Genomic DNA, 18120 nt, shown 5'->3' on the forward strand with positions numbered 1-18120 from the left:
GCCCCCGAGCGTTACACTTTGCTGAAAGCTAGATAATCCGCAAGGGAGTTATGTCATGGCCGCAGCCGAAGATTTGGTGGCAGAGATTGAAGCGCTGGAAGACAAGCTGGCGCAGGCCAAGACGGCCATAACCCGGCGTTTTATTGGTCAGGAACGGGTGGTCGCGCTGACCTTGACCTCGCTTTTGTGTGGGGGTCACGGATTGCTGATTGGTCTGCCCGGCCTTGGGAAAACTCGGCTGGTGGAAACGGTTTCGACCGTGATGGGCCTGAATGGCAACCGTGTGCAGTTTACACCCGATTTGATGCCTGCGGATATTCTTGGTTCGGAGGTTCTGGAAACCGGGGTCGATGGCAGCCGGGAATTCAAATTTATCCAGGGTCCGATTTTCTGTCAGCTGCTTATGGCAGACGAAATCAACCGCGCGTCCCCCCGGACGCAATCGGCCTTGTTGCAGGCGATGCAGGAAAAGGTGGTCACCGTCGCGGGCGAAACCCGCAGGTTGGACGCGCCGTTCCATGTGCTTGCGACGCAAAACCCGATTGAGCAAGAAGGCACGTACCCCTTGCCCGAAGCGCAGCTGGACCGCTTTCTAGTTCAGATCGACGTACAATATCCGGACCGCAGCACGGAAAAGGACATCCTGCTTGCCACCACCGGTGCCGAAGAGGCGGACGCTTACGAGGTGTTCACCGCCGCAGAGCTGATCCAGGCGCAAAAGCTGTTGCGCCGGATGCCGGTGGGCGATGCGGTTGTCGAAATGATCCTTGATCTGGTCCGCGCCTTCCGTCCGCATGACCCGCTTGCGGGTGACCGGGTCAAGAACACCGTCGCCTGGGGGCCCGGTCCGCGCGCGGCGCAGGCCCTGATGCTGACGGTGCGCGCCCGCGCCCTGCTTGAAGGGCGGCTTGCGCCCGCACCGGAAGACGTGATCGACATGGCGCGGCCGGTGTTGACCCATCGGATGGCCCTGACCTTTTCGGCCCGTGCCCGTGGCGAGGATCTGGGCGATCTGATTGACGAAATCGCACATGGCATGGTGGCCACAGAGGCCGCTGCGTGACCACAATAACCGCCCTTCGCCAACGCTCTGAAGAGGAAGCCGCACGGCTTCCGGCCCTGCTTGCCCGCGCCGAACATCTGGCGGGCACTGTCCTGCTTGGGGATCACGGCCGGCGGCGCTCTGGCTTGGGGGATGATTTCTGGCAATATCGCCCCATGCAGCAGGGCGATGCGCTGCGCGACATCGACTGGCGCAGGTCCGCCCGCAGCGACACGCAATTTGTGCGGGAACGCGAATGGCAGATCGCGCAAAGCGTCATCCTCTGGGTGGATCAGGCCGCCTCCATGCGCTTTGCATCAGATGAGAATCTGTCGACCAAAGCAGACCGCGCGCGGACATTGGCGCTGGCCAGTGCCATCCTTTTGATCCGGGGCGGTGAACGGGTTGGGTTGACCGGGTTTGACCTGCCCCCCCGGCGCGGACAGGCCCAGATCACAAGACTGGCGGAAATGTTGTCGGTCGATCATGACGATGATTATTCAGAACCAGAGGCGCGCGGCATGATCCCGCAATCCCGCGCGCTCTTTTTCTCGGATTTCCTGAATGATCCCGCGCCCATCGAGGCCGCGCTGACCAAGGCCGCAGACCGGGGCGTGCGCGGCGCGCTTGTGCAGATTCTTGATCCCAGTGAGGAACATTTCCCCTTCGACGGGCGTACCATCTTTCAAAGCGTGGGCGGCGGGTATGTGCACGAAACGCTGAAGGCTGGTGATTTGAGGTCGCGATACCTAGATCGTTTGGCAGAGCGCAAGGATCGGCTGGAGCACCTGTCGAGGCTAACAGGCTGGCAATATCTGTGCCATCACACAAGTGACAGCGCGCAATCTGCGCTGCTTTGGATTTATCGCGCGATGGATGGGGCTCACGGATGACGATTTTCGGTATCGGCTTTGCGACACCCTGGCTTTTGTTGGCATTGCTGACATTGCCGATCCTGTGGCTGATCCTGCGCGCCGTGCCGCCCGCACCGATCCGGCGTATGTTTCCCGGGGTGGTTCTGTTGCTGGGCCTGAAAGACGACGATCAGGTCAGTGATCGCACGCCTTGGTGGCTTTTGCTGTTGCGCATGCTGGCCGTGGCCGCATTGATCATCGGTCTTGCCGGGCCCATTCTGAACCCGGAAACCGACGACACGGCACGCGGCGATGCGCCCTTGTTGGTGGTGATGGACGGATCATGGGCCAGCGCGGCAAGCTGGCGTGCGCGGACCGTCGCATTGGATGGCCTTTTGGCACAAGCCGCGCGGGATGACCGGCGCGTTGCACTGATTAAGCTCACGTCACCGGAGCCGACAAATTTCCAGTCTGCCGACGATCTGCGCGCCCGCCTCGTCGGGTTGACCGCCGATCCGTGGGAGCCGGGCGATACCCAGATCACCCGCGCGATCGAGCTGCTGCCCGAAGGCAGTTTCGACACCTACTGGATGTCTGACGGGCTTGACCGTGAGAACCGCACAGCACTGTTATCCGAGGTCGAGACCCGTGGCGTTGTGACCGTTTTTCAGGCCGGGCAAACCATCCTTGGACTGGCCCCCGCACGGTTTGAGGACGGCAACATTGTTTTGACCGCACTGCGCGCGCAAACCGGGTCCGAACGCGAGATTACGATCCTTGCTCAAGGGCGTGACCCGGCGGGCAACCCGGCGGTTCTGGCCCGCGCGACCGCTCTGTTCGAGGCAGGTGAGGCCACGGCGGAGACCGCGCTGTCTTTGCCGTCTGAACTTCGCGCCCGGATCACACGGTTCGAGATCGAGGGCAATCGCAGCGCAGGTGCAACAACCCTGCCGGATGACAGTTTGCGCCGCCGGGAAGTGGCGTTGATTGCCGGGCGGGAAGACCGTGAAGGCCTGCAACTGCTGTCGCCTTTGCATTATCTGGAAAAGGCTCTTGAACCGAGCGCCGACTTGCTGAGCGGCGCGTTGATGGATGTGATCCCCGCGAACCCTGATGTGATTGGTCTGGCCGATGTGGCAACCCTTGGCATTGCCGAAGAAGAGGCGGTTCTGGCATGGCTTGAAGAGGGGGGCATCCTGCTGCGCTTTGCCGGGCCGCGGCTTGCTGCCAGCGATGTCAGCCGCGACGATGAAGACCCGCTCATGCCCGTCCGCTTGCGGGCCGGAGGCCGAAGTGTTGGCGGCGCGATGAGTTGGGGCGAACCAAAATCACTTGCCGCCTTTGCAGAAGACAGCCCGTTCTTCGGGCTTCCCATTCCGGCAGACGTGACCGTGTCCGCGCAAGTCATGGCGCAACCCGATCCGGCACTGGCGGAACGGGTGATTGCGCAACTGTCGGATGGCACACCTTTGGTGACCCGCAAATCAGTGGGACAGGGTCAGATCATTCTGTTTCATGTGACCGCCAATGCAGAATGGTCCAGCCTGCCGCTATCCGGTCTGTTTGTGCAGATGCTAGAGAGGCTGGCCATCGCCGCCGGTGCATCCGCACAACCCACTGCCGAGGATCTGGCCGGGACAATCTGGCAACCCAATATGGTTCTCGATGCTTATGGATCGTTAAGCGACGGAAGCACCCTGCCCGGTGTCACCGGCGAAGCGCTCGCAAGCGCGGAGCTAAGCCCGGAGTTGCGGCCGGGCCTGTATCAGAACCAGGATCGCGCATTGGCGCGCAATGTACTGACGCAAGACGATACGCTGACCCCGGCCACATGGCCTGCGGACATCACGGTAGAGGGTCTGGCACCATCTGAGGAAACACCGCTGGCCGGATGGCTTTTGGCCACTGCAATTGCGTTGCTCTTGGCAGATGTGATTGCATCCTTGTTCCTATCCGGGCGTTTGTCGGGCCCTCGTACCACAACAGCCGCCGGGTTTGTTTTGGCTGTGCTTCTGATACCGGCGACACCCGCATATGCGCAGCAAGACGCTTTCGCGCTCGAGTCTACCGCCGAAGTCACATTCGCGCATGTGGTCACCGGGGATGACGGGTTGGATCAGATCGCACAGGCAGGGCTGCGCGGCCTGTCCGAAACTCTGTTTTTCCGCACCTCGGTCGAACCTGCGGACCCGGTCGCGGTCAATCTGGAAACAGACGAACTCGCGTTTTTTCCGTTTCTCTACTGGCCGATCACCCCGGATCAGCCCACGCCGTCCGCCGAAGCCTATACCAAACTGAACACCTATCTGCGCTCTGGTGGTATGATCATGTTCGACACCCGTGACGCCGATATCGCACGGTTTGGCACCGGCAGCCCGAATGGCCGCAAACTTCAGCAACTGGCAGCACCTTTGGATATCCCGCCCCTGGAACCTATCCCCGAAGACCATGTTCTGACCCGGACGTTCTATCTTTTGCAGGACTTCCCCGGACGCCACAACAGCCGGGATGTCTGGGTCGAATCCGCCCCACCGGATGCCGAACTTGTGGAGGGCATGCCCTTTCGCAATCTGAATGACAACGTCACGCCCGTGATCATAGGTGGCAACGATTGGGCATCTGCCTGGGCCATGGATCAACGGGGCAACGCGTTGTACCCCATCGGACGCGGCTATTCCGGTGAACGTCAGCGCGAGATAGCCTATCGCTTTGGTGTTAACCTGGTGATGCATGTTCTGACCGGGAATTATAAATCCGATCAGGTCCATGTGCCTGCACTTCTTGACAGATTGGGCCAATAATGACCGGAAGTCTTGTTTTCGACCCGCTTCTGCCGTGGCTGGTGATTGCCGCGCTGGCCGGTGTTGCGGCTGCGGGCGTCGGTTTGGCGCTTTGGCGCGGGCTTCAGGGCTGGGCGTTGCGGGCGCTGGCGGCTTTGGTCGTTTTGGCTGCATTGGCGCAGCCATCATATCAGATCGAAGATCGCGCGCCCCTGTCCAACATCGTTCTGATTTTCGAGGATAAAAGCGCCAGCCAGTCGCTTGGGGATCGTCTGAACGAAACCGCAAACGCATCCGATGCGCTGGCGACAGAGCTTGGCGCGCGTCCCAACACCGAGATCCGCCGCATTGATGTTGGCGATGGCGAAGGCGATACAGGCACGCTTTTGATGTCGGCCGTGTCGGATGCGCTGGCGGAAGAACCCCGTGGGCGTATCGCCGGAATATTCCTTTTGAGTGACGGACGCCTGCATGATCTTGAACGCACGCCGGACCTCCCTGCGCCTCTGCATTTGTTGCTTACCGGCAAGGAAACCGATTGGGACCGCCGCCTGATCGTTAAAAACGCGCCCGCCTTTGCCATTCTTGGTGAACCGGTCACCCTGACATTGCGCGTCGAGGATGACGGTGCCGCCCCAAACGACGCATCCACGGTCATTGATATCTCGGTTGATGGCGAAGAGCCGCAGCGCTTTGACATGCCGATTGGTCAGGATATCGAATTGCCGATTACCCTGCCGCATGGCGGTTTGAATGTGATCCAGTTCACCGTGCCCGAAGCCGAGGGCGAGCTGACCGACCGCAACAACACCGCTTTGGTGCAAATCAATGGCGTGCGGGATCGCCTGCGCGTTTTGCTGGTCTCGGGCGAACCACATGCCGGGGGGCGCACATGGCGCAACCTGCTGAAATCCGACAGCTCGGTTGACCTTGTCCACTTCACCATCCTGCGCCCGCCGGAAAAGCAAGACGGGGTTCCCGTCACTGAACTTTCGCTCATCGCCTTCCCGACACGCGAGCTGTTTCTTGAGAAAATCGAAGATTTCGATCTGATCATCTTTGACCGCTACAAACGACGTGGCATCCTTCCTGCAATCTATCTCGACAATGTGCGCAACTATGTCGAAGAAGGCGGCGCGGTTCTGGTTGCGGCTGGGCCAGACTTTGCAAGCGCCGACAGCATCTACCGCTCGCCCTTGGCCGAGATTCTGCCCGCAGAACCCACCGCACGCGTGATCGAGCGGGGGTTTCAGCCGACGATCACCGATCTGGGACAACGTCACCCGGTCACATCAGGGTTGGCCGGTGCCGAAAGCTGGGGCCGCTGGATGCGCCAGATCGAGGTTGAACCCTCTGGCGGCGATGTGGTGCTCAGCGGAATTGACGACAAGCCGCTGTTGATCCTGGACCGTATCGGCGAGGGACGTGTAGCCCTTATCGCATCCGATCACGCCTGGCTGTGGTCGCGCGGGTTCGAAGGCGGTGGCCCGCAACTCGACATGCTGCGGCGTCTGGCGCATTGGATGATGAAAGAGCCTGAACTGGAAGAAGAAGCATTGTGGGCCGAACCGACCGGACAGACCATGCGCATCATTCGTCGTACGCTGGACGAAACGGTTGGCACGGTGACCATCACCCGGCCGGACGGAACCGAGGACAGCGTTACGTTGGAAGAAGTCACACCCGGCCGGTTTGAAGCGCTTTACACGGGGCCGGACATTGGCCTTTACCGACTGGCCGAAGGCGATGCTTCTGCCGTGGTTGGCCTTGGCCCGGCGGCCCCACGGGAGTTTGAACAGACCATTGCAAGCGGTGAGGTACTGTCCCCCACGGTCGAAGGCACACGCGGCGGCGTTCGCCGTCTGGAGGACGGGGTTCCAACGATCCGCGCGGTCGGAGAAGGCCGCCCCGCCGCAGGCCGCGGCTGGCTTGGCATCACCCCGCGCGAGGCGTTTGAGACACTGGACGTGACCCAAACGCCGATGCTGCCGGGGTGGCTGGTGCTGTTGCTTGCCTCAGGTCTGATCCTTGGCGCGTGGTTGCGGGAAGGGCGGCGCAGTTAACGCCGCCCTGCACAGATTTTACACGAAGTCTGTGTCTAGAACGCCAACCAGCTGCATCACAAACGCACCATTGGCCGGATCAATCGCTTCGTCGTAGAAACCGTTGATGGCCGCGACTGCGTTGGTCACGCTTGCCGCGCTGCCGTCGTAATTGGCCAGAACCTGCTCGGCCTGCGCAAGGTCATTCAGGCCTTTATGGACTGCAAAATACGCCCCAAGGTCTGTCTGGTCCTCTAGGAAGTCATCATCTGCATCCTGCTGCGCAATAAACTCTGCGGATGCGTCCTGCGCCGGTTCGGCGTCGACACCTTTGAGCAATTCGAGCACAAACGTATCCCGCCCAACGCTGCCGCGATCCAGCGTGCTGGTCCAGAAATCCAGGCCATCGGCATCGGCGTCGCGCCCCAGAACGTTGGAATAGACCTGTTGCACAAAATCAGAGTTGGAAAGATCAGAGGGATAGCGCGCCTGTGTTTCAGGCTGACCTTCGAACAGCCGGGCCATGTCTTCGAGGGATGTGCCGTTTTCATAGGCGGTACCCCAGAAATTCAGCCCCACAGCATCAGGTGCGCGGTTAAAGTAGGCGATGTAAAGTTCGATGATGTCCTCAAGCGCATCATCATCAATTCCGGCAGCACCGCCAACCTGTGCAAGATTAAACGACGCATCACTGCCGGCGAAATCAATAGCTTCCACAGACACAAGAATGTCCTGCCCGTCACCATCGGCCCGACGATCAATAAGCGTGGTGCCAGATTGCGACACGGTCAGCGTGTAGTTGTCTTGTGTGCCGGAATGTACGCTGGTGTCCACGCCAGACCCGCCGTCGATCAGATCATTTCCGGACAGCCCCTCCAGCCGGTCATCGCCAGCAAGGCCGCGCATCACATCCGCCTCGGCGGTCCCGGTCAGAACGTCATCGCCAGACGTGCCTTCAATGGCGTCGTCCCCACCCGTGGATGGCGCAAATTCGGTGCTTTGCAAAACACGTGATTGGCCATCATCATCGGTATAGCTTACCTGAACGGTAATTGCGGCGGTTCTGTCGTCTTCTGTGAGGGTATAACTGGCATTGGTGGCACCGGGAATTTCCTCACCATTGCGCAGCCAAACGACCGAAAACGCATCGTTGGGCAAATTATCTGTATCAGGCAAACTGCCAAAATCAACGCTCAGGTCATTGCCCACGGCAAAGGTGCCGTTGATAAAATCGGCCACGACGTCAGGATCGACTGTGTTGATCGCGGGCAAATCCGGCTGCGCGAATGCTACGTCATTCAGGGTGCCGGTAAATCCCTGCACTTCCAGACGCCCGGCACTTTCAACGTCAAATTCAAATGATAAAATCTCATCTCCGATCGCGACAGGTGTGGACACCCGTCCAGTGACCGTTCCGTTGAAAATGTCGTTGGTTGTTGTGGAATTGATAGAGAATGATCCGGAATCCGCTTCAAGATCAGCCCCCTCGAACGACGCGTTCTGCGCGATGATGTCGGTTGTGAATGAAAATTCGAAGCCTTCGGCGGCGGCTACATTTGAGATCACGATCAACTTGGCATCGTTTTCATCTTGTACCAGGGTTAAATTGATAGACATTGTCTTCTCCTTTACTTTCGTAAGACATTAACTCCGCATCACCGCCGGTGGTGCATTCAATGATACATGGCGGTTATGTTTTGGAATGCAACGGGAAGGTCCGGGTTATATCTGGAAAAAACGCCTTAATATCAGATAGAAAAACACCGGCCCAACGTCAGGACCGGTGTTGCAATTTTCAACGCTGTAATTTCGATCAGCTTCCCAGCTTATCGTCCAGAATTTCGCGGAAATCGCTGTAGCTCATATTGGAGTAGGTCGTCCCGTCAATCACAAAGGATGGGGTCGAATCTATTCCATGCTCTTCTGCATTGGCCTGATACCATTCGATCAGCGATTTCGCTTTTGCGCTGTCGCTTAAACACGCTTCAAGTTCTTCGTTTTCGAAACCCGCAATCCGGCCGATTTTGCGCAGTTCATCCGCGATTGCCGCTTCAGAGCCGGCGCGCGACCAGGTGCTTTGCTGATCATACAGAATGTCTGTGACACCGAAGAACCGGTCTTCGCCGCCGCATCGCGCGATCATCGACCCCCACAGCCCATAGCGGTCAAAATAGACCTCGCGATACACAAACCTGACCTTGCCCGTGTCGATGTAATCGGCCTTCAGGTCTTGCAGCACCCCGTTATGGAAGGTCGCACAATGCGGGCAGGTATAGGATGCGTACTCGATCACCTCGACCGGTGCGTCGGCAGAGCCAAGGACCATATCCTGAATCTCGGTAGCCTCGGCGCTGCTTTCCTGCGCATTGGCCGCACCCGGAAGGGACATGGCCTGCCCCGCAAACGTCGGAGTGCTATTGGACGGAACAAACCACCATCCGGCACCAGCAGCCAGAGCCGCCGCAAGAGAAAGGGTCATCAAACGTTGTTTCATAGAGAAAACCTTTGGTTACAGTCCTGGATGATCTAGTTCCATCATTAGGATTTGGAATACACATTGCTGGCCAAACGTTCGAGCGCGGATCGCAATCCGTCATCCTGAACATCCTGTGCCAGCGTTTTGGCTTGCGGTAAAATGGCCGGAGCCGCCTCTGCCTGCGGTGTCTTGGGGCGATGTTCAAAACTCACCTGACCGTCGGAAAAGCCGGTCCGCGCCGTCTGGGTGATGCGCAGCTTGGAAATCGCGTTATAGCCGTAGACCGAGTTTACCTTTTCGCGCAGCTTTTCTTTCTGCATTTCAAGGATCGGGGCATTGGCCCCCGTTGTAAGCAACGTCAGTGTCGCCCCAAAGCCACCACGCCCGTATTTGATATCGACAGGTCGGCTGATGCTGGCAATTTCGTCGCCAGCGATCTCGGCCCAATGCGTCAACAGCCGCGATTGCGCGAAACCACGGCTTTCAGACGTCTTGCGGATCTGTGTCTGCAAGAGACTTGAGGTCCGTTTGAACCCTTTGGTTTGTCCGGTGCGCGGCGGCATGGCTTGAATCCTTTTCACGAACACTATTCTACTGGCCAGATCGTCATGCAACCAGCCCACAAATGAGACCCGAGATCAAAGGAATGTCAGACCTGCGTGAGCAGCCCGATCCGCACGCCCTTTTAGAGTGGTACGACCGTCATGCCCGTGACATGCCATGGCGTGTCGGACCGGCGCGTCGTGCGCGGGGGGACCGTCCTGATCCGTATCGGGTCTGGATGTCTGAAATCATGTTGCAACAAACCACAGTTGCCGCTGTAAAAAGCTATTTCGAGGCATTTACAGCGCGCTGGCCCACGGTAAGCGATCTGGCCAAGGCCGAAGATGCTGACGTGATGGCAGCATGGGCCGGGCTTGGCTATTATGCGCGGGCCCGAAACCTTCTTAAATGCGCAAGGGTCGTTCACACCGATCACAACGGCGTGTTTCCCGATACCTATGATGCCTTGATCGCCCTGCCCGGCATTGGCCCCTATACTGCAGCGGCAATCGCCTCGATTGCGTTCGACCGGCCCGAGACGGTTCTGGACGGGAATGTGGAACGTGTGATGGCCCGTCTTTACGATGAACACACGCCTTTGCCCGCCGCGAAACCGATCCTGATGCAATACGCCTCTGCGCTCACGCCGCAGTCACGGCCGGGATGTTATGCGCAAGCGGTGATGGATCTAGGGGCCACGATCTGCACACCGCGCAATCCAGCCTGCGGATTATGCCCCTGGCGACGGGCCTGTGCGGCATGGGATGTCGGGTCTGCCAAAGAGTTGCCAAAGAAAACGCCGAAAAAGCGCAAACCAACGCGCCTTGGCATTGCCTATATCGCCCGGCGCGTGGATGGCGCATGGTTGCTTGAACAACGTCCCGACACTGGGCTTTTAGGCGGTATGCTTGGATGGCCCGGCAGCGACTGGGCTGACGCGCCTGCCGAAAACCCACCAATCCGGGCAGAGTGGCAAACGCTTCCTACAGAAGCCCGGCACACATTCACTCATTTCCATCTTCGCCTGACCGTCAAAACCGCCTTGGTGCCAATGGATCGCACCCCCATACGCGGCCATTTTGTAGAAGCCGAGCTGTTCAATGCCGAAGATCTGCCCACTGTGATGCGAAAAGCCTATGCTTTGACAAAAGCGGCGTGACCGCGTCAATCGTTCGTAACGTCAGTCTTGGTGAAAACGGGGATCTGTTGATATCCTTTGACACCGACAAAGCGGGAGCAGGCTCAATGACTGACAGCACTTCACCGCCAACCCCCACCCGGCTGCCATTTCGCGCGGCCTTGCCGTTCTGGCTGTCCCTGGGCATGATCCCACTGGTACTGGCCAGCGCCATGCTGGGCGGCCTATGGGTTTTGACCCCGATGCTGGCCGCCTGGGGCGTGTTCGCAACTTTGGATGCTGCGCTTGGCCTCAATACCGACGGGCTTGATCCACAAACCAAGGAAAGCGCCCTGTTCTGGCACCGGCTCATCACATTGATCTGGGCACCGCTGCAGTTTTTAATGATCTTCGGATTGATCTGGTACATTCCCAGAACCGATCATCTGGGTGGTTTGGAAATCTACTTTGTTGCGGTTGGTATGGGTGTGCTGTCCGGCAGCATCGGCATTGTCTATGCGCACGAACTCATGCACCAGAAAAACAAGACCGAACGCTGGTTAGGTGACATGCTGATGGGCATGGCCTTGTATGGGCATTTTCGGTCTGAACACCTGCTGGTGCATCATCGCTATATCGGCACCCCCCGCGATCCAGTCACGGCGCGCTACAATGAAAGCTTCTGGCGGTTCTATCCGCGTGTTCTCAAGGGGTGTCTTGTGTCCTCGTTCAAAGCTGAACGCGACATGCTGGCCCGTAAGAACCTGCCATGGTGGCACCGCACAAATCCGTTCTGGCGGTATTGGACGATACAACTGGCGTTTCTTGTTCTGGCCTTTGCCTTGGGCGGATGGCTTGGCCTGGTGATCTTTGTGGTACAAGCGCTCTCGGCGATTTTTCAGCTCGAACTTGTCAATTATGTCGAACATTACGGCCTGACGCGGAAATATCTTGGCAATGGCAAATACGAACACGTCAAGCCGCGACATAGCTGGAACGCCTCTCACGCGGCGTCGAATTGGTTCTTGATCAACTTGCAGCGCCATTCCGATCACCATTTCAAACCGGACCGGCGCTTTCCACTTTTGCAAACCTATGACAAAGACGAGGCCCCGCAATTGCCCTATGGCTATCCTGTCATGACCTTTTTCGCGCTGTTCCCGCGCAAATGGCGGGCGATGATGAATCCGCGTGTTCAGGAATGGCGCAACACGCACTATCCCGAGATCGAGGATTGGAGCGATTACAACAAGGCCCGGCACAGAGTGTGATCCGATACCGGGCCTAATTTTGCGTTAACACGCAAGTGCCAGCATCAAAGCTCTGCCAGCAACGCCTCGCCACCTGACACTTCGCAGACGCCGGGGTTTTCCTCGACATGCAGTTTGGTGACTTTTCCGTCCTCGACCAACATCGCATATCGCTTGGAGCGCGCGATCAGACCTGCGGGTGGCGCATCGAAATCCATACCGATGGCTTTGGTAAAGCTGCTTTCAGCATCGCCCAACATCGTGATCCCGGCAGAAGAGGCCCCTGTCGCTTCGCCCCAGGCCTGCATCACGAACGGGTCATTGACGGACACACAGATGATTTCATCAACGCCCTTGGCATCGAATTGATCCTTGGTGCGAATAAAGCTTGGAACATGTGCTGCGTGACATGTGGGCGTGAACGCGCCCGGCACAGCGAAAAGCACAACTTTCTTGCCTTTGGTATGCTCTGACAGGGAAACCGGTTCCGGGCCGTTGTCGCCCATTTTCACCAAATCCGCCGCTGGCAGTGTGTCACCCTCTGAGATCGCCATTGCTTGTCCCTCTCTGTTGAATTGCATTCCTGATCCTCTGCCATATAGGGTCGCGCGGAAAGAGACCAATGGCAGTCGGGAAAAAGGATCACGAATGACCCACGTTGTTGTAGTCGGCGCAGGTCAAGCGGGCGCATCCGCTGTGGCCCGGTTGCGCGCCAAGGGGTTTGACGGGGACATCACCCTGATTGGTGAAGAGTCGCATCCCCCCTATCAGCGCCCGCCGCTGTCCAAAGCCTATCTTCTGGGCGAATTGGACCGGGACCGCCTGTATCTGCGTCCCGAGAGTTTTTACGATGAAAACAACATCACCCTAAAGCTTGGCGCGCCTGTTTCGGCAATTGATCCGGCCGCAAAGACCGTCACGGTTGGTGACGAAACGCTGTCCTATGACGATCTTGTTCTGACCACTGGATCACACCCGCGCCGGTTGCCTGCGTCCATCGGGGGGGATCTGGATGGCGTTCTGGTGGTTCGCGGTCTGGCCAATGTCGATGCCATGGCCCCGCGTTTTGTCACCGGATCAAAGGTACTGATCGTCGGGGGCGGCTATATCGGACTGGAAGCCGCCGCCGTCGCCGCAAAGCGCGGGTTGGATGTCACGCTGGTTGAAATGGCAGACCGCATTCTGCAACGGGTGGCCGCGCCCGAAACTTCGGCCTTTTTCAGACAGCTACACAAAACCAACGGTGTTGACCTGCGCGAAGGGGTGGGTCTGGACCATCTTATCGGGGAAAACGGCGCGGTCACGGGCGCGGTTCTTAGCGATGGCACGTCGCTTGACGTGGATTTTGTTCTTGTCGGTGTCGGCATTGAACCGGATATGCGACTGGCCGAAGCCGCAGGGCTCAGGATTGAAAACGGCATCGCAACCGATGCGTTCGGACGCACGTCTGACCCGCATATCTGGGCCGCTGGCGATTGCGCGTCCTTTCCCTGGAAGGACCAGCAACTGCGTCTGGAAAGCGTTGGAAACGCCATTGATCAGGCGGAATGTGTGGCCGACAATATTCTGGGTGCCGAAACACCATACCAGGCCAAACCGTGGTTTTGGTCGGATCAATACGACGTCAAATTGCAAATCGCCGGGCTGAGCACCGGCTATGATCACGTGGTGGTGCGCACGGGCGACGGATCTGTTTCACATTGGTATTTCGACGGCGACACGCTGATTGCCATCGACGCCATGAACGACCCACGCGCGTATATGGTCGGCAAACGCCTGATCGACGCGGGCAAATCGCCGGACCCAAAGGTTGTTGGCGATCCGGACACGGACCTCAAGGCGTTGCTCAAGGCGTGAGGATCATCGCAGGAACATGGCGTGGGCGGGCGTTGGCAAACGTTGGCAAGGGGGATGCAGGGGCCCATTTGCGGCCAACAAGCGACCGCGTGCGCGAAAGTCTTTTCAACATGTTGGCCGGGGGGCGTTTTGGCGATCCGTTCACCGATGCCAATGTGCTCGATCTATTTGCCGGAACCGGCGCTCTTGGATTAGAGGCTCTGTCGCGTGGCGCGCACTGGGCTGTCTTTGTCGATGACGGACGCAAAGCCGGGTCTTTGATCAAAGCCAATATCAACGCGTTGGGCTGCGATAATTGTCGTCTTATCGCCAGAGACGCCACGCGCATTCCGCCTTGCGACACCGACCCCGCGACCTTGGTGTTCCTTGATCCACCCTACGGCAAGTCGCTCGGGGGTCGCGCGCTGTCTGCTGCTGCCAAAGGCGGGTGGCTGGCGCAAAATGCGCTGATCGTCTGGGAAGAAAGCGCACCTCAGATTGCGCCGAACGGATTCACGAGACTGGACACACGCCGCTATGGCGATACCCATGTCACCGTCATGCGCTTTGGCGAAAAGGCGGAAACATGATAGCCTGCGCCGATAATGACATATGCACCCACGGCCCCCGGCTTTGAAGACGCTGCCGAGACATCAAGGACGGCTCCGCCCCCGCCCGTGAAAGGCGGGCCTGTGCTTTTGGCCGATTGTGTCACGCCGATTGGAGACGAAACCCTGTTATCGTTGCTTTGGACGGCATGGCGCAACCAAGACTGACCTGGCAATCTGCCTGTTGCCACAAAACAGACGCAACATAACGCGCGGATCTAACGCTCAGACCCGCCATCCGCCATCCGTGTTGCTTCCACTGCCGCCTTGGCATCCTCGACCAATGCCGCCCCATCGAAGCCGCGTTTGTTCATGTCGGCGATCCACTCTTGTGTGACCTCATCGCCCAGCGCCACGATCCGCGCGGTTTGCTCTGCGCTCAGCGTTGCAATTTCATTGCCCGAATCTTCCATCTGAATGCGCCCTTCGCGGTCTCCGGTATCATGCGCGCGCCCGGCCATGGCAGATGTTTCAAGTCCGGAATTGGCGTCGATCACAGCCTTCAGATCCTCTGGAAGACTGTCATAGCTTTCCTTGTTCATGGCCCAGATAAAATAGAGGTTATACAGCGATTTATCCCCTGCGACATCAGTATGGCTGTCGGTCAATTCATCCAGTTTGAGAGACGGTGACATCTCCCAGGTGATGACACCCCCATCAACCACGCCCCGGCTCAGGGCTTCGGGGAACTGTGGCACCGGCAATCCAATCGGCTCGGCCCCCAGCTTGTCCAGCAGCAATGTCGCCGGACGCGACGGTCCGCGCAGCTTCAATCCCCGAAAATCCGACAAATCGACAATCGCATCGTCAATTTTGTGAATAATGCCGGGGCCATGCATATGAGCCGCAATCAGATGCACATCTGAAAAATCATCAAGCAAGTGCTGTTGCGTGAACATCCACGCGGCGCGCGACGCTTCCTCTGCGCTTTTTGTGACCATGAAAGGAAGTTCCAGCGCTTCGGCTTCCGGAAAACGACCCGGCTCATAGCTGGGAATGACCCAACCTGCATCAATCACACCGTCTTTGATCATATCATACTGCGCCGGTGCTTTGCCGCCCAGCTGCATGAAAGGAAAGATCTCGATCTTGATCCGGCCATTGGACTCTGCCTCGACTTTCTCAACCCATGGATCAAGAAAATACTTAGGGTTCGCCGAATTGGGCGACACGAAATGCTGAAAACGCAGTGTCACGTCCTGAGCAACGCTGGCGGTTGCGGTCAGGCCAACTAAAGCGGTGAGAGCGGCAATTTTTAGAAATGTCATGTCCCCAGCGCCTCCTATCTGAACGTCTGGCAATACGCTGCTGCGGTGCAGCGCAGTGTTTATGTAAACGGTCATGCGCTTCGGTGCAAATGGCGCGCAACTGTGCGGCACGGAAACATCGGCATACTCCTATGATCCGGCAGGAGATTTTGGTCTTCGGAGGGACTTCAAAAGCGGTATTTCCCATGCAAATCCCAATTGCAGGCCGGGCCTTGCCTGTGGTATTCACAAATCTGAATTTATCTCTGGGAGGAGACACCATGCTGCTGCGACCCACCCGCCGCACGTTTTTGAAAACCGCCGCCGCGATGCCCACTTTTGCGCTTCCTGGCGCACAGGCCTTGGCAAATCTGGGCGGGCCCGAAACCGGCAACCCCGGCTATTTCCGCTTCACACTGGGCGATGCGAAAATGACGGTGGTGTCGGATGGCTATCTGACGCTGCCGACAACCGGTCTGGGGGTGAATGCCGATCCAGCAGAGGTGCAAGCCTTTCTCGCGGCGCATTTCCTGCCAACCGACGAGAATAAGGCGCATACCAACCATCTTTATATCGAAATCGGGTCCGCAAAGATCCTTGCGGATATTGGATCGGGCAATCGATTCCTAGAAACCGCCGGGCGCGCTTGGGCTAACCTGGAAGCCGCCGGTATCGACCCCATGGGCATCACCCATGTGATCATCACACACGCACATCCGGATCATATCTGGGGCATTCGCGACGATTTTGACGAAGCGATCATTCCAGATGCGGCCTATTTCATAGGCGAGACCGAACACGCCTATTGGATGCAAGACGGGCTGGCATCACAGGTTTCGGCAGAGCTGCAACAATTCGTTGTTGGCGCGCAGAATTCGATAAATGTTGACGGGGCCGAATGGCAAATGATGCCGGATGGGTTCGAAGTTGTCCCCGGCGTTCGGGTTATCGCCACACCGGGGCATACACCGGGGCACATGGCGGTTGTTGTCGAAAGCGGAGGTCAGCAACTGATCGCATTAGGCGATTCAATGACCCACGCCTATCTCAATTTCGCACATCCCGACTGGTATAATGGAACTGATATGGACGGTGACCAGACGGTGGCAACGCGGACGCGTTTGCTTGATATGGCAGCAACTGATCGCATGGCGGTTCTTGGATATCACTTCCCGTTCCCCGGCGTTGGACATGTCATGCGCGAAGGAGACAGTTACAACTTTGTTCCGGCGCTCTGGCAATTTGACTAAGCCGCACAGTCGGTCATGACCCTGTGTCGCGCGGCGCTGCTGCGCGGCTAAGCCGGTCATTGATTGCAACCCCAAGCCCATGATGCGGAATGGGCGACACCGCGATAACCGGATGGCCTTTGCTATCAAGACGATGAAGGTAGTCGAACAAATGCGACGCCGCCTCGACCAGATCTTCCTGCGGCGACAGGTTCAGATCACAGGCCACATCGCCAAAGCCCAGGCGCATCTCGCCTGCGTTCCACTCTGTCGCATTCAACCGCACAGCGGCTGTCGGGGCATAATGCGACGATAACTGGCCCGGAGCTGAAATCGCTTCGGCGTTTTTGCGAATGGCAATCGGGCGACCCAGACAGTCTCTAAGCTGTTCCTCGGTGATCCCTCCCGGCCGCAGCAAGACCGGCTTGTCCGTCAGACCGACAATCGTCGATTCCACACCAACGGCGCAAGGCCCTCCGTCCAAGACGGCCTCGATCCGCCCCTCCATCCCCTGTATAACATGAGAGGCCAGCGTTGGGCTGATCTGCCCCGACCGGTTCGCGGATGGCGCGGCAATCGGCCCCCCGAATGCCGTGAAAAGCGATCGCGCCGTGGGGTGGGCTGGCATTCGAACGGCCAACGTCTCTAACCCGGCGGTGACCAGCCGGGAAATCGGGCTGGTGGGCTTTTTCGGCAAGACCAAGGTCAAAGGACCAGGCCAAAATGTCTGCGATAACAAATCTGCCTCGGCCGTCCATTTTACATGTTGTTTGACCGCATCAAGATTAGCGAAATGCACAATCAGAGGATTGAAACTGGGCCGTCCCTTGGCATCGTAAATGCGCGCTACAGCGTGATCATTGCAGGCATCCGCGCCCAAGCCGTAAACCGTCTCGGTCGGGAATGCGACAAGACCACCATCGCGCAACACGGTCGCGGCCTGGTCATAGCCCTGCGCGGCGTCCGGCAAAATCTGCAAAGAAGACACGTTGATACCTCGTGACGCCGCGTTTCAGTTGATGGCTTTGGCTGGCTTCGTCAGGATTGTGCACACCCCGAGGGCTGCTTATCGTTCTCGGATGTCATTGCCAAGCTG

General features: G+C 58.3%; 16 protein-coding genes. 10 read left to right on the forward strand and 6 right to left on the reverse strand.

The features are described from left to right. The first annotated feature begins 55 nt into the window (after positions 1-55). The 4 genes from ACG74X_RS02340 to ACG74X_RS02355 are packed head-to-tail and all read left to right on the forward strand — an operon-like array spanning position 56 to position 6739. A complete protein-coding gene (locus tag ACG74X_RS02340) occupies positions 56-1063 on the forward strand; it encodes an AAA family ATPase (RefSeq protein WP_411232452.1) in 1008 nt (335 codons plus the stop codon). Beyond that, on the forward strand, positions 1060-1935 hold the full coding sequence (locus ACG74X_RS02345) for a DUF58 domain-containing protein (protein WP_411232453.1): 876 nt from the start codon (positions 1060-1062) through the stop codon (positions 1933-1935). The genes ACG74X_RS02340 and ACG74X_RS02345 overlap by 4 nt, the downstream gene beginning before the upstream one ends. After that, complete coding sequence (locus tag ACG74X_RS02350) at positions 1932-4697, forward strand: DUF4159 domain-containing protein (protein WP_411232455.1); 2766 nt, start codon at positions 1932-1934, stop codon at positions 4695-4697. Before ACG74X_RS02345 ends, ACG74X_RS02350 begins: the two co-directional genes overlap by 4 nt. Continuing rightward, positions 4697-6739, forward strand: a complete 2043-nt coding sequence (locus ACG74X_RS02355) for a glutamine amidotransferase (protein ID WP_411232456.1) — start codon at positions 4697-4699, stop codon at positions 6737-6739. The genes ACG74X_RS02350 and ACG74X_RS02355 overlap by 1 nt, the downstream gene beginning before the upstream one ends. A gap of 18 nt (positions 6740-6757) precedes the next feature. Here the strand turns inward: ACG74X_RS02355 and ACG74X_RS02360 are convergent, their stop codons facing one another. From ACG74X_RS02360 to ACG74X_RS02370, 3 genes are all read right to left on the reverse strand, one after another. After that, positions 6758-8335, reverse strand: coding sequence for a DUF4214 domain-containing protein (locus ACG74X_RS02360; RefSeq protein ID WP_411232458.1), 1578 nt, complete (start codon positions 8333-8335; stop codon positions 6758-6760). 196 nt (positions 8336-8531) lie between these two features. Further along, a complete protein-coding gene (locus ACG74X_RS02365) occupies positions 8532-9197 on the reverse strand; it encodes a DsbA family protein (RefSeq protein WP_411232459.1) in 666 nt (221 codons plus the stop codon). A gap of 59 nt (positions 9198-9256) precedes the next feature. Beyond that, positions 9257-9757 (reverse strand): DUF721 domain-containing protein, encoded by a 501-nt coding sequence (locus ACG74X_RS02370; RefSeq protein ID WP_411232460.1) that lies wholly within the window; start codon positions 9755-9757, stop codon positions 9257-9259. 83 nt (positions 9758-9840) lie between these two features. On the opposite strand from ACG74X_RS02370, the gene mutY reads away from it, so the two are divergent. Beyond that, complete coding sequence (mutY, locus tag ACG74X_RS02375) at positions 9841-10896, forward strand: A/G-specific adenine glycosylase (protein ID WP_411232462.1); 1056 nt, start codon at positions 9841-9843, stop codon at positions 10894-10896. 86 nt (positions 10897-10982) lie between these two features. Next, positions 10983-12125: an alkane 1-monooxygenase gene (locus ACG74X_RS02380; RefSeq protein WP_411232463.1), complete on the forward strand. Its 1143-nt coding sequence runs from the start codon at positions 10983-10985 to the stop codon at positions 12123-12125. Between the two features lie 44 nt (positions 12126-12169). Here the strand turns inward: ACG74X_RS02380 and ACG74X_RS02385 are convergent, their stop codons facing one another. Next, on the reverse strand, positions 12170-12658 hold the full coding sequence (locus ACG74X_RS02385; protein ID WP_411232876.1) for a peroxiredoxin: 489 nt from the start codon (positions 12656-12658) through the stop codon (positions 12170-12172). Positions 12659-12752: 94 nt separating this feature from the next. Between ACG74X_RS02385 and ACG74X_RS02390 the strand changes: the two genes are divergently transcribed. The 3 genes from ACG74X_RS02390 to ACG74X_RS02400 are packed head-to-tail and all read left to right on the forward strand — an operon-like array spanning position 12753 to position 14716. Continuing rightward, the gene (locus ACG74X_RS02390; protein WP_411232464.1) at positions 12753-13961 is read left to right on the forward strand and encodes an NAD(P)/FAD-dependent oxidoreductase; all 1209 of its coding nucleotides are present in this window, start codon (positions 12753-12755) and stop codon (positions 13959-13961) included. After that, the gene (gene rsmD, locus ACG74X_RS02395) at positions 13958-14530 is read left to right on the forward strand and encodes a 16S rRNA (guanine(966)-N(2))-methyltransferase RsmD (protein ID WP_411232466.1); all 573 of its coding nucleotides are present in this window, start codon (positions 13958-13960) and stop codon (positions 14528-14530) included. The genes ACG74X_RS02390 and rsmD overlap by 4 nt, the downstream gene beginning before the upstream one ends. 15 nt (positions 14531-14545) lie before the next feature. Continuing rightward, positions 14546-14716: a hypothetical protein gene (locus tag ACG74X_RS02400; RefSeq protein ID WP_411232467.1), complete on the forward strand. Its 171-nt coding sequence runs from the start codon at positions 14546-14548 to the stop codon at positions 14714-14716. 50 nt (positions 14717-14766) lie between these two features. Here the strand turns inward: ACG74X_RS02400 and ACG74X_RS02405 are convergent, their stop codons facing one another. Then, a complete protein-coding gene (locus tag ACG74X_RS02405; RefSeq protein ID WP_411232468.1) occupies positions 14767-15816 on the reverse strand; it encodes a TRAP transporter substrate-binding protein in 1050 nt (349 codons plus the stop codon). 260 nt (positions 15817-16076) lie between these two features. Between ACG74X_RS02405 and ACG74X_RS02410 the strand changes: the two genes are divergently transcribed. Further along, positions 16077-17045, forward strand: coding sequence for an MBL fold metallo-hydrolase (locus ACG74X_RS02410; RefSeq protein ID WP_411232469.1), 969 nt, complete (start codon positions 16077-16079; stop codon positions 17043-17045). Between the two features lie 13 nt (positions 17046-17058). Here the strand turns inward: ACG74X_RS02410 and ACG74X_RS02415 are convergent, their stop codons facing one another. After that, positions 17059-18018 carry an L-threonylcarbamoyladenylate synthase gene (locus ACG74X_RS02415; protein ID WP_411232877.1) on the reverse strand — a complete coding sequence of 320 codons (960 nt, stop codon included), beginning with the start codon at positions 18016-18018 and terminating at the stop codon, positions 17059-17061. Positions 18019-18120: the final 102 nt, after the last annotated feature.

Origin of the sequence: Marivita sp. S0852 (genome assembly GCF_046591575.1) — a bacterium.
Taxonomy (GTDB): Bacteria; Pseudomonadota; Alphaproteobacteria; order Rhodobacterales; family Rhodobacteraceae; genus Marivita.

Bases quoted from the DNA above. Each gene is read 5' to 3' on its own strand.
- ACG74X_RS02380 (WP_411232463.1), top strand. From the start codon at position 10,983: ATGACTGACAGCACTTCACCGCCAACCCCCACCCGGCTGCCATTTCGC.
- mutY (WP_411232462.1), top strand. From the start codon at position 9,841: ATGTCAGACCTGCGTGAGCAGCCCGATCCGCACGCCCTTTTAGAGTGG.
- ACG74X_RS02360 (WP_411232458.1), bottom strand. From the start codon at position 8,335: ATGTCTATCAATTTAACCCTGGTACAAGATGAAAACGATGCCAAGTTG.
- ACG74X_RS02370 (WP_411232460.1), bottom strand. From the start codon at position 9,757: ATGCCGCCGCGCACCGGACAAACCAAAGGGTTCAAACGGACCTCAAGT.
- ACG74X_RS02355 (WP_411232456.1), top strand. From the start codon at position 4,697: ATGACCGGAAGTCTTGTTTTCGACCCGCTTCTGCCGTGGCTGGTGATT.
- ACG74X_RS02340 (WP_411232452.1), top strand. From the start codon at position 56: ATGGCCGCAGCCGAAGATTTGGTGGCAGAGATTGAAGCGCTGGAAGAC.
- ACG74X_RS02390 (WP_411232464.1), top strand. From the start codon at position 12,753: ATGACCCACGTTGTTGTAGTCGGCGCAGGTCAAGCGGGCGCATCCGCT.
- ACG74X_RS02365 (WP_411232459.1), bottom strand. From the start codon at position 9,197: ATGACCCTTTCTCTTGCGGCGGCTCTGGCTGCTGGTGCCGGATGGTGG.
- ACG74X_RS02405 (WP_411232468.1), bottom strand. From the start codon at position 15,816: ATGACATTTCTAAAAATTGCCGCTCTCACCGCTTTAGTTGGCCTGACC.
- ACG74X_RS02350 (WP_411232455.1), top strand. From the start codon at position 1,932: ATGACGATTTTCGGTATCGGCTTTGCGACACCCTGGCTTTTGTTGGCA.
- ACG74X_RS02385 (WP_411232876.1), bottom strand. From the start codon at position 12,658: ATGGCGATCTCAGAGGGTGACACACTGCCAGCGGCGGATTTGGTGAAA.
- ACG74X_RS02410 (WP_411232469.1), top strand. From the start codon at position 16,077: ATGCTGCTGCGACCCACCCGCCGCACGTTTTTGAAAACCGCCGCCGCG.
- ACG74X_RS02400 (WP_411232467.1), top strand. From the start codon at position 14,546: ATGACATATGCACCCACGGCCCCCGGCTTTGAAGACGCTGCCGAGACA.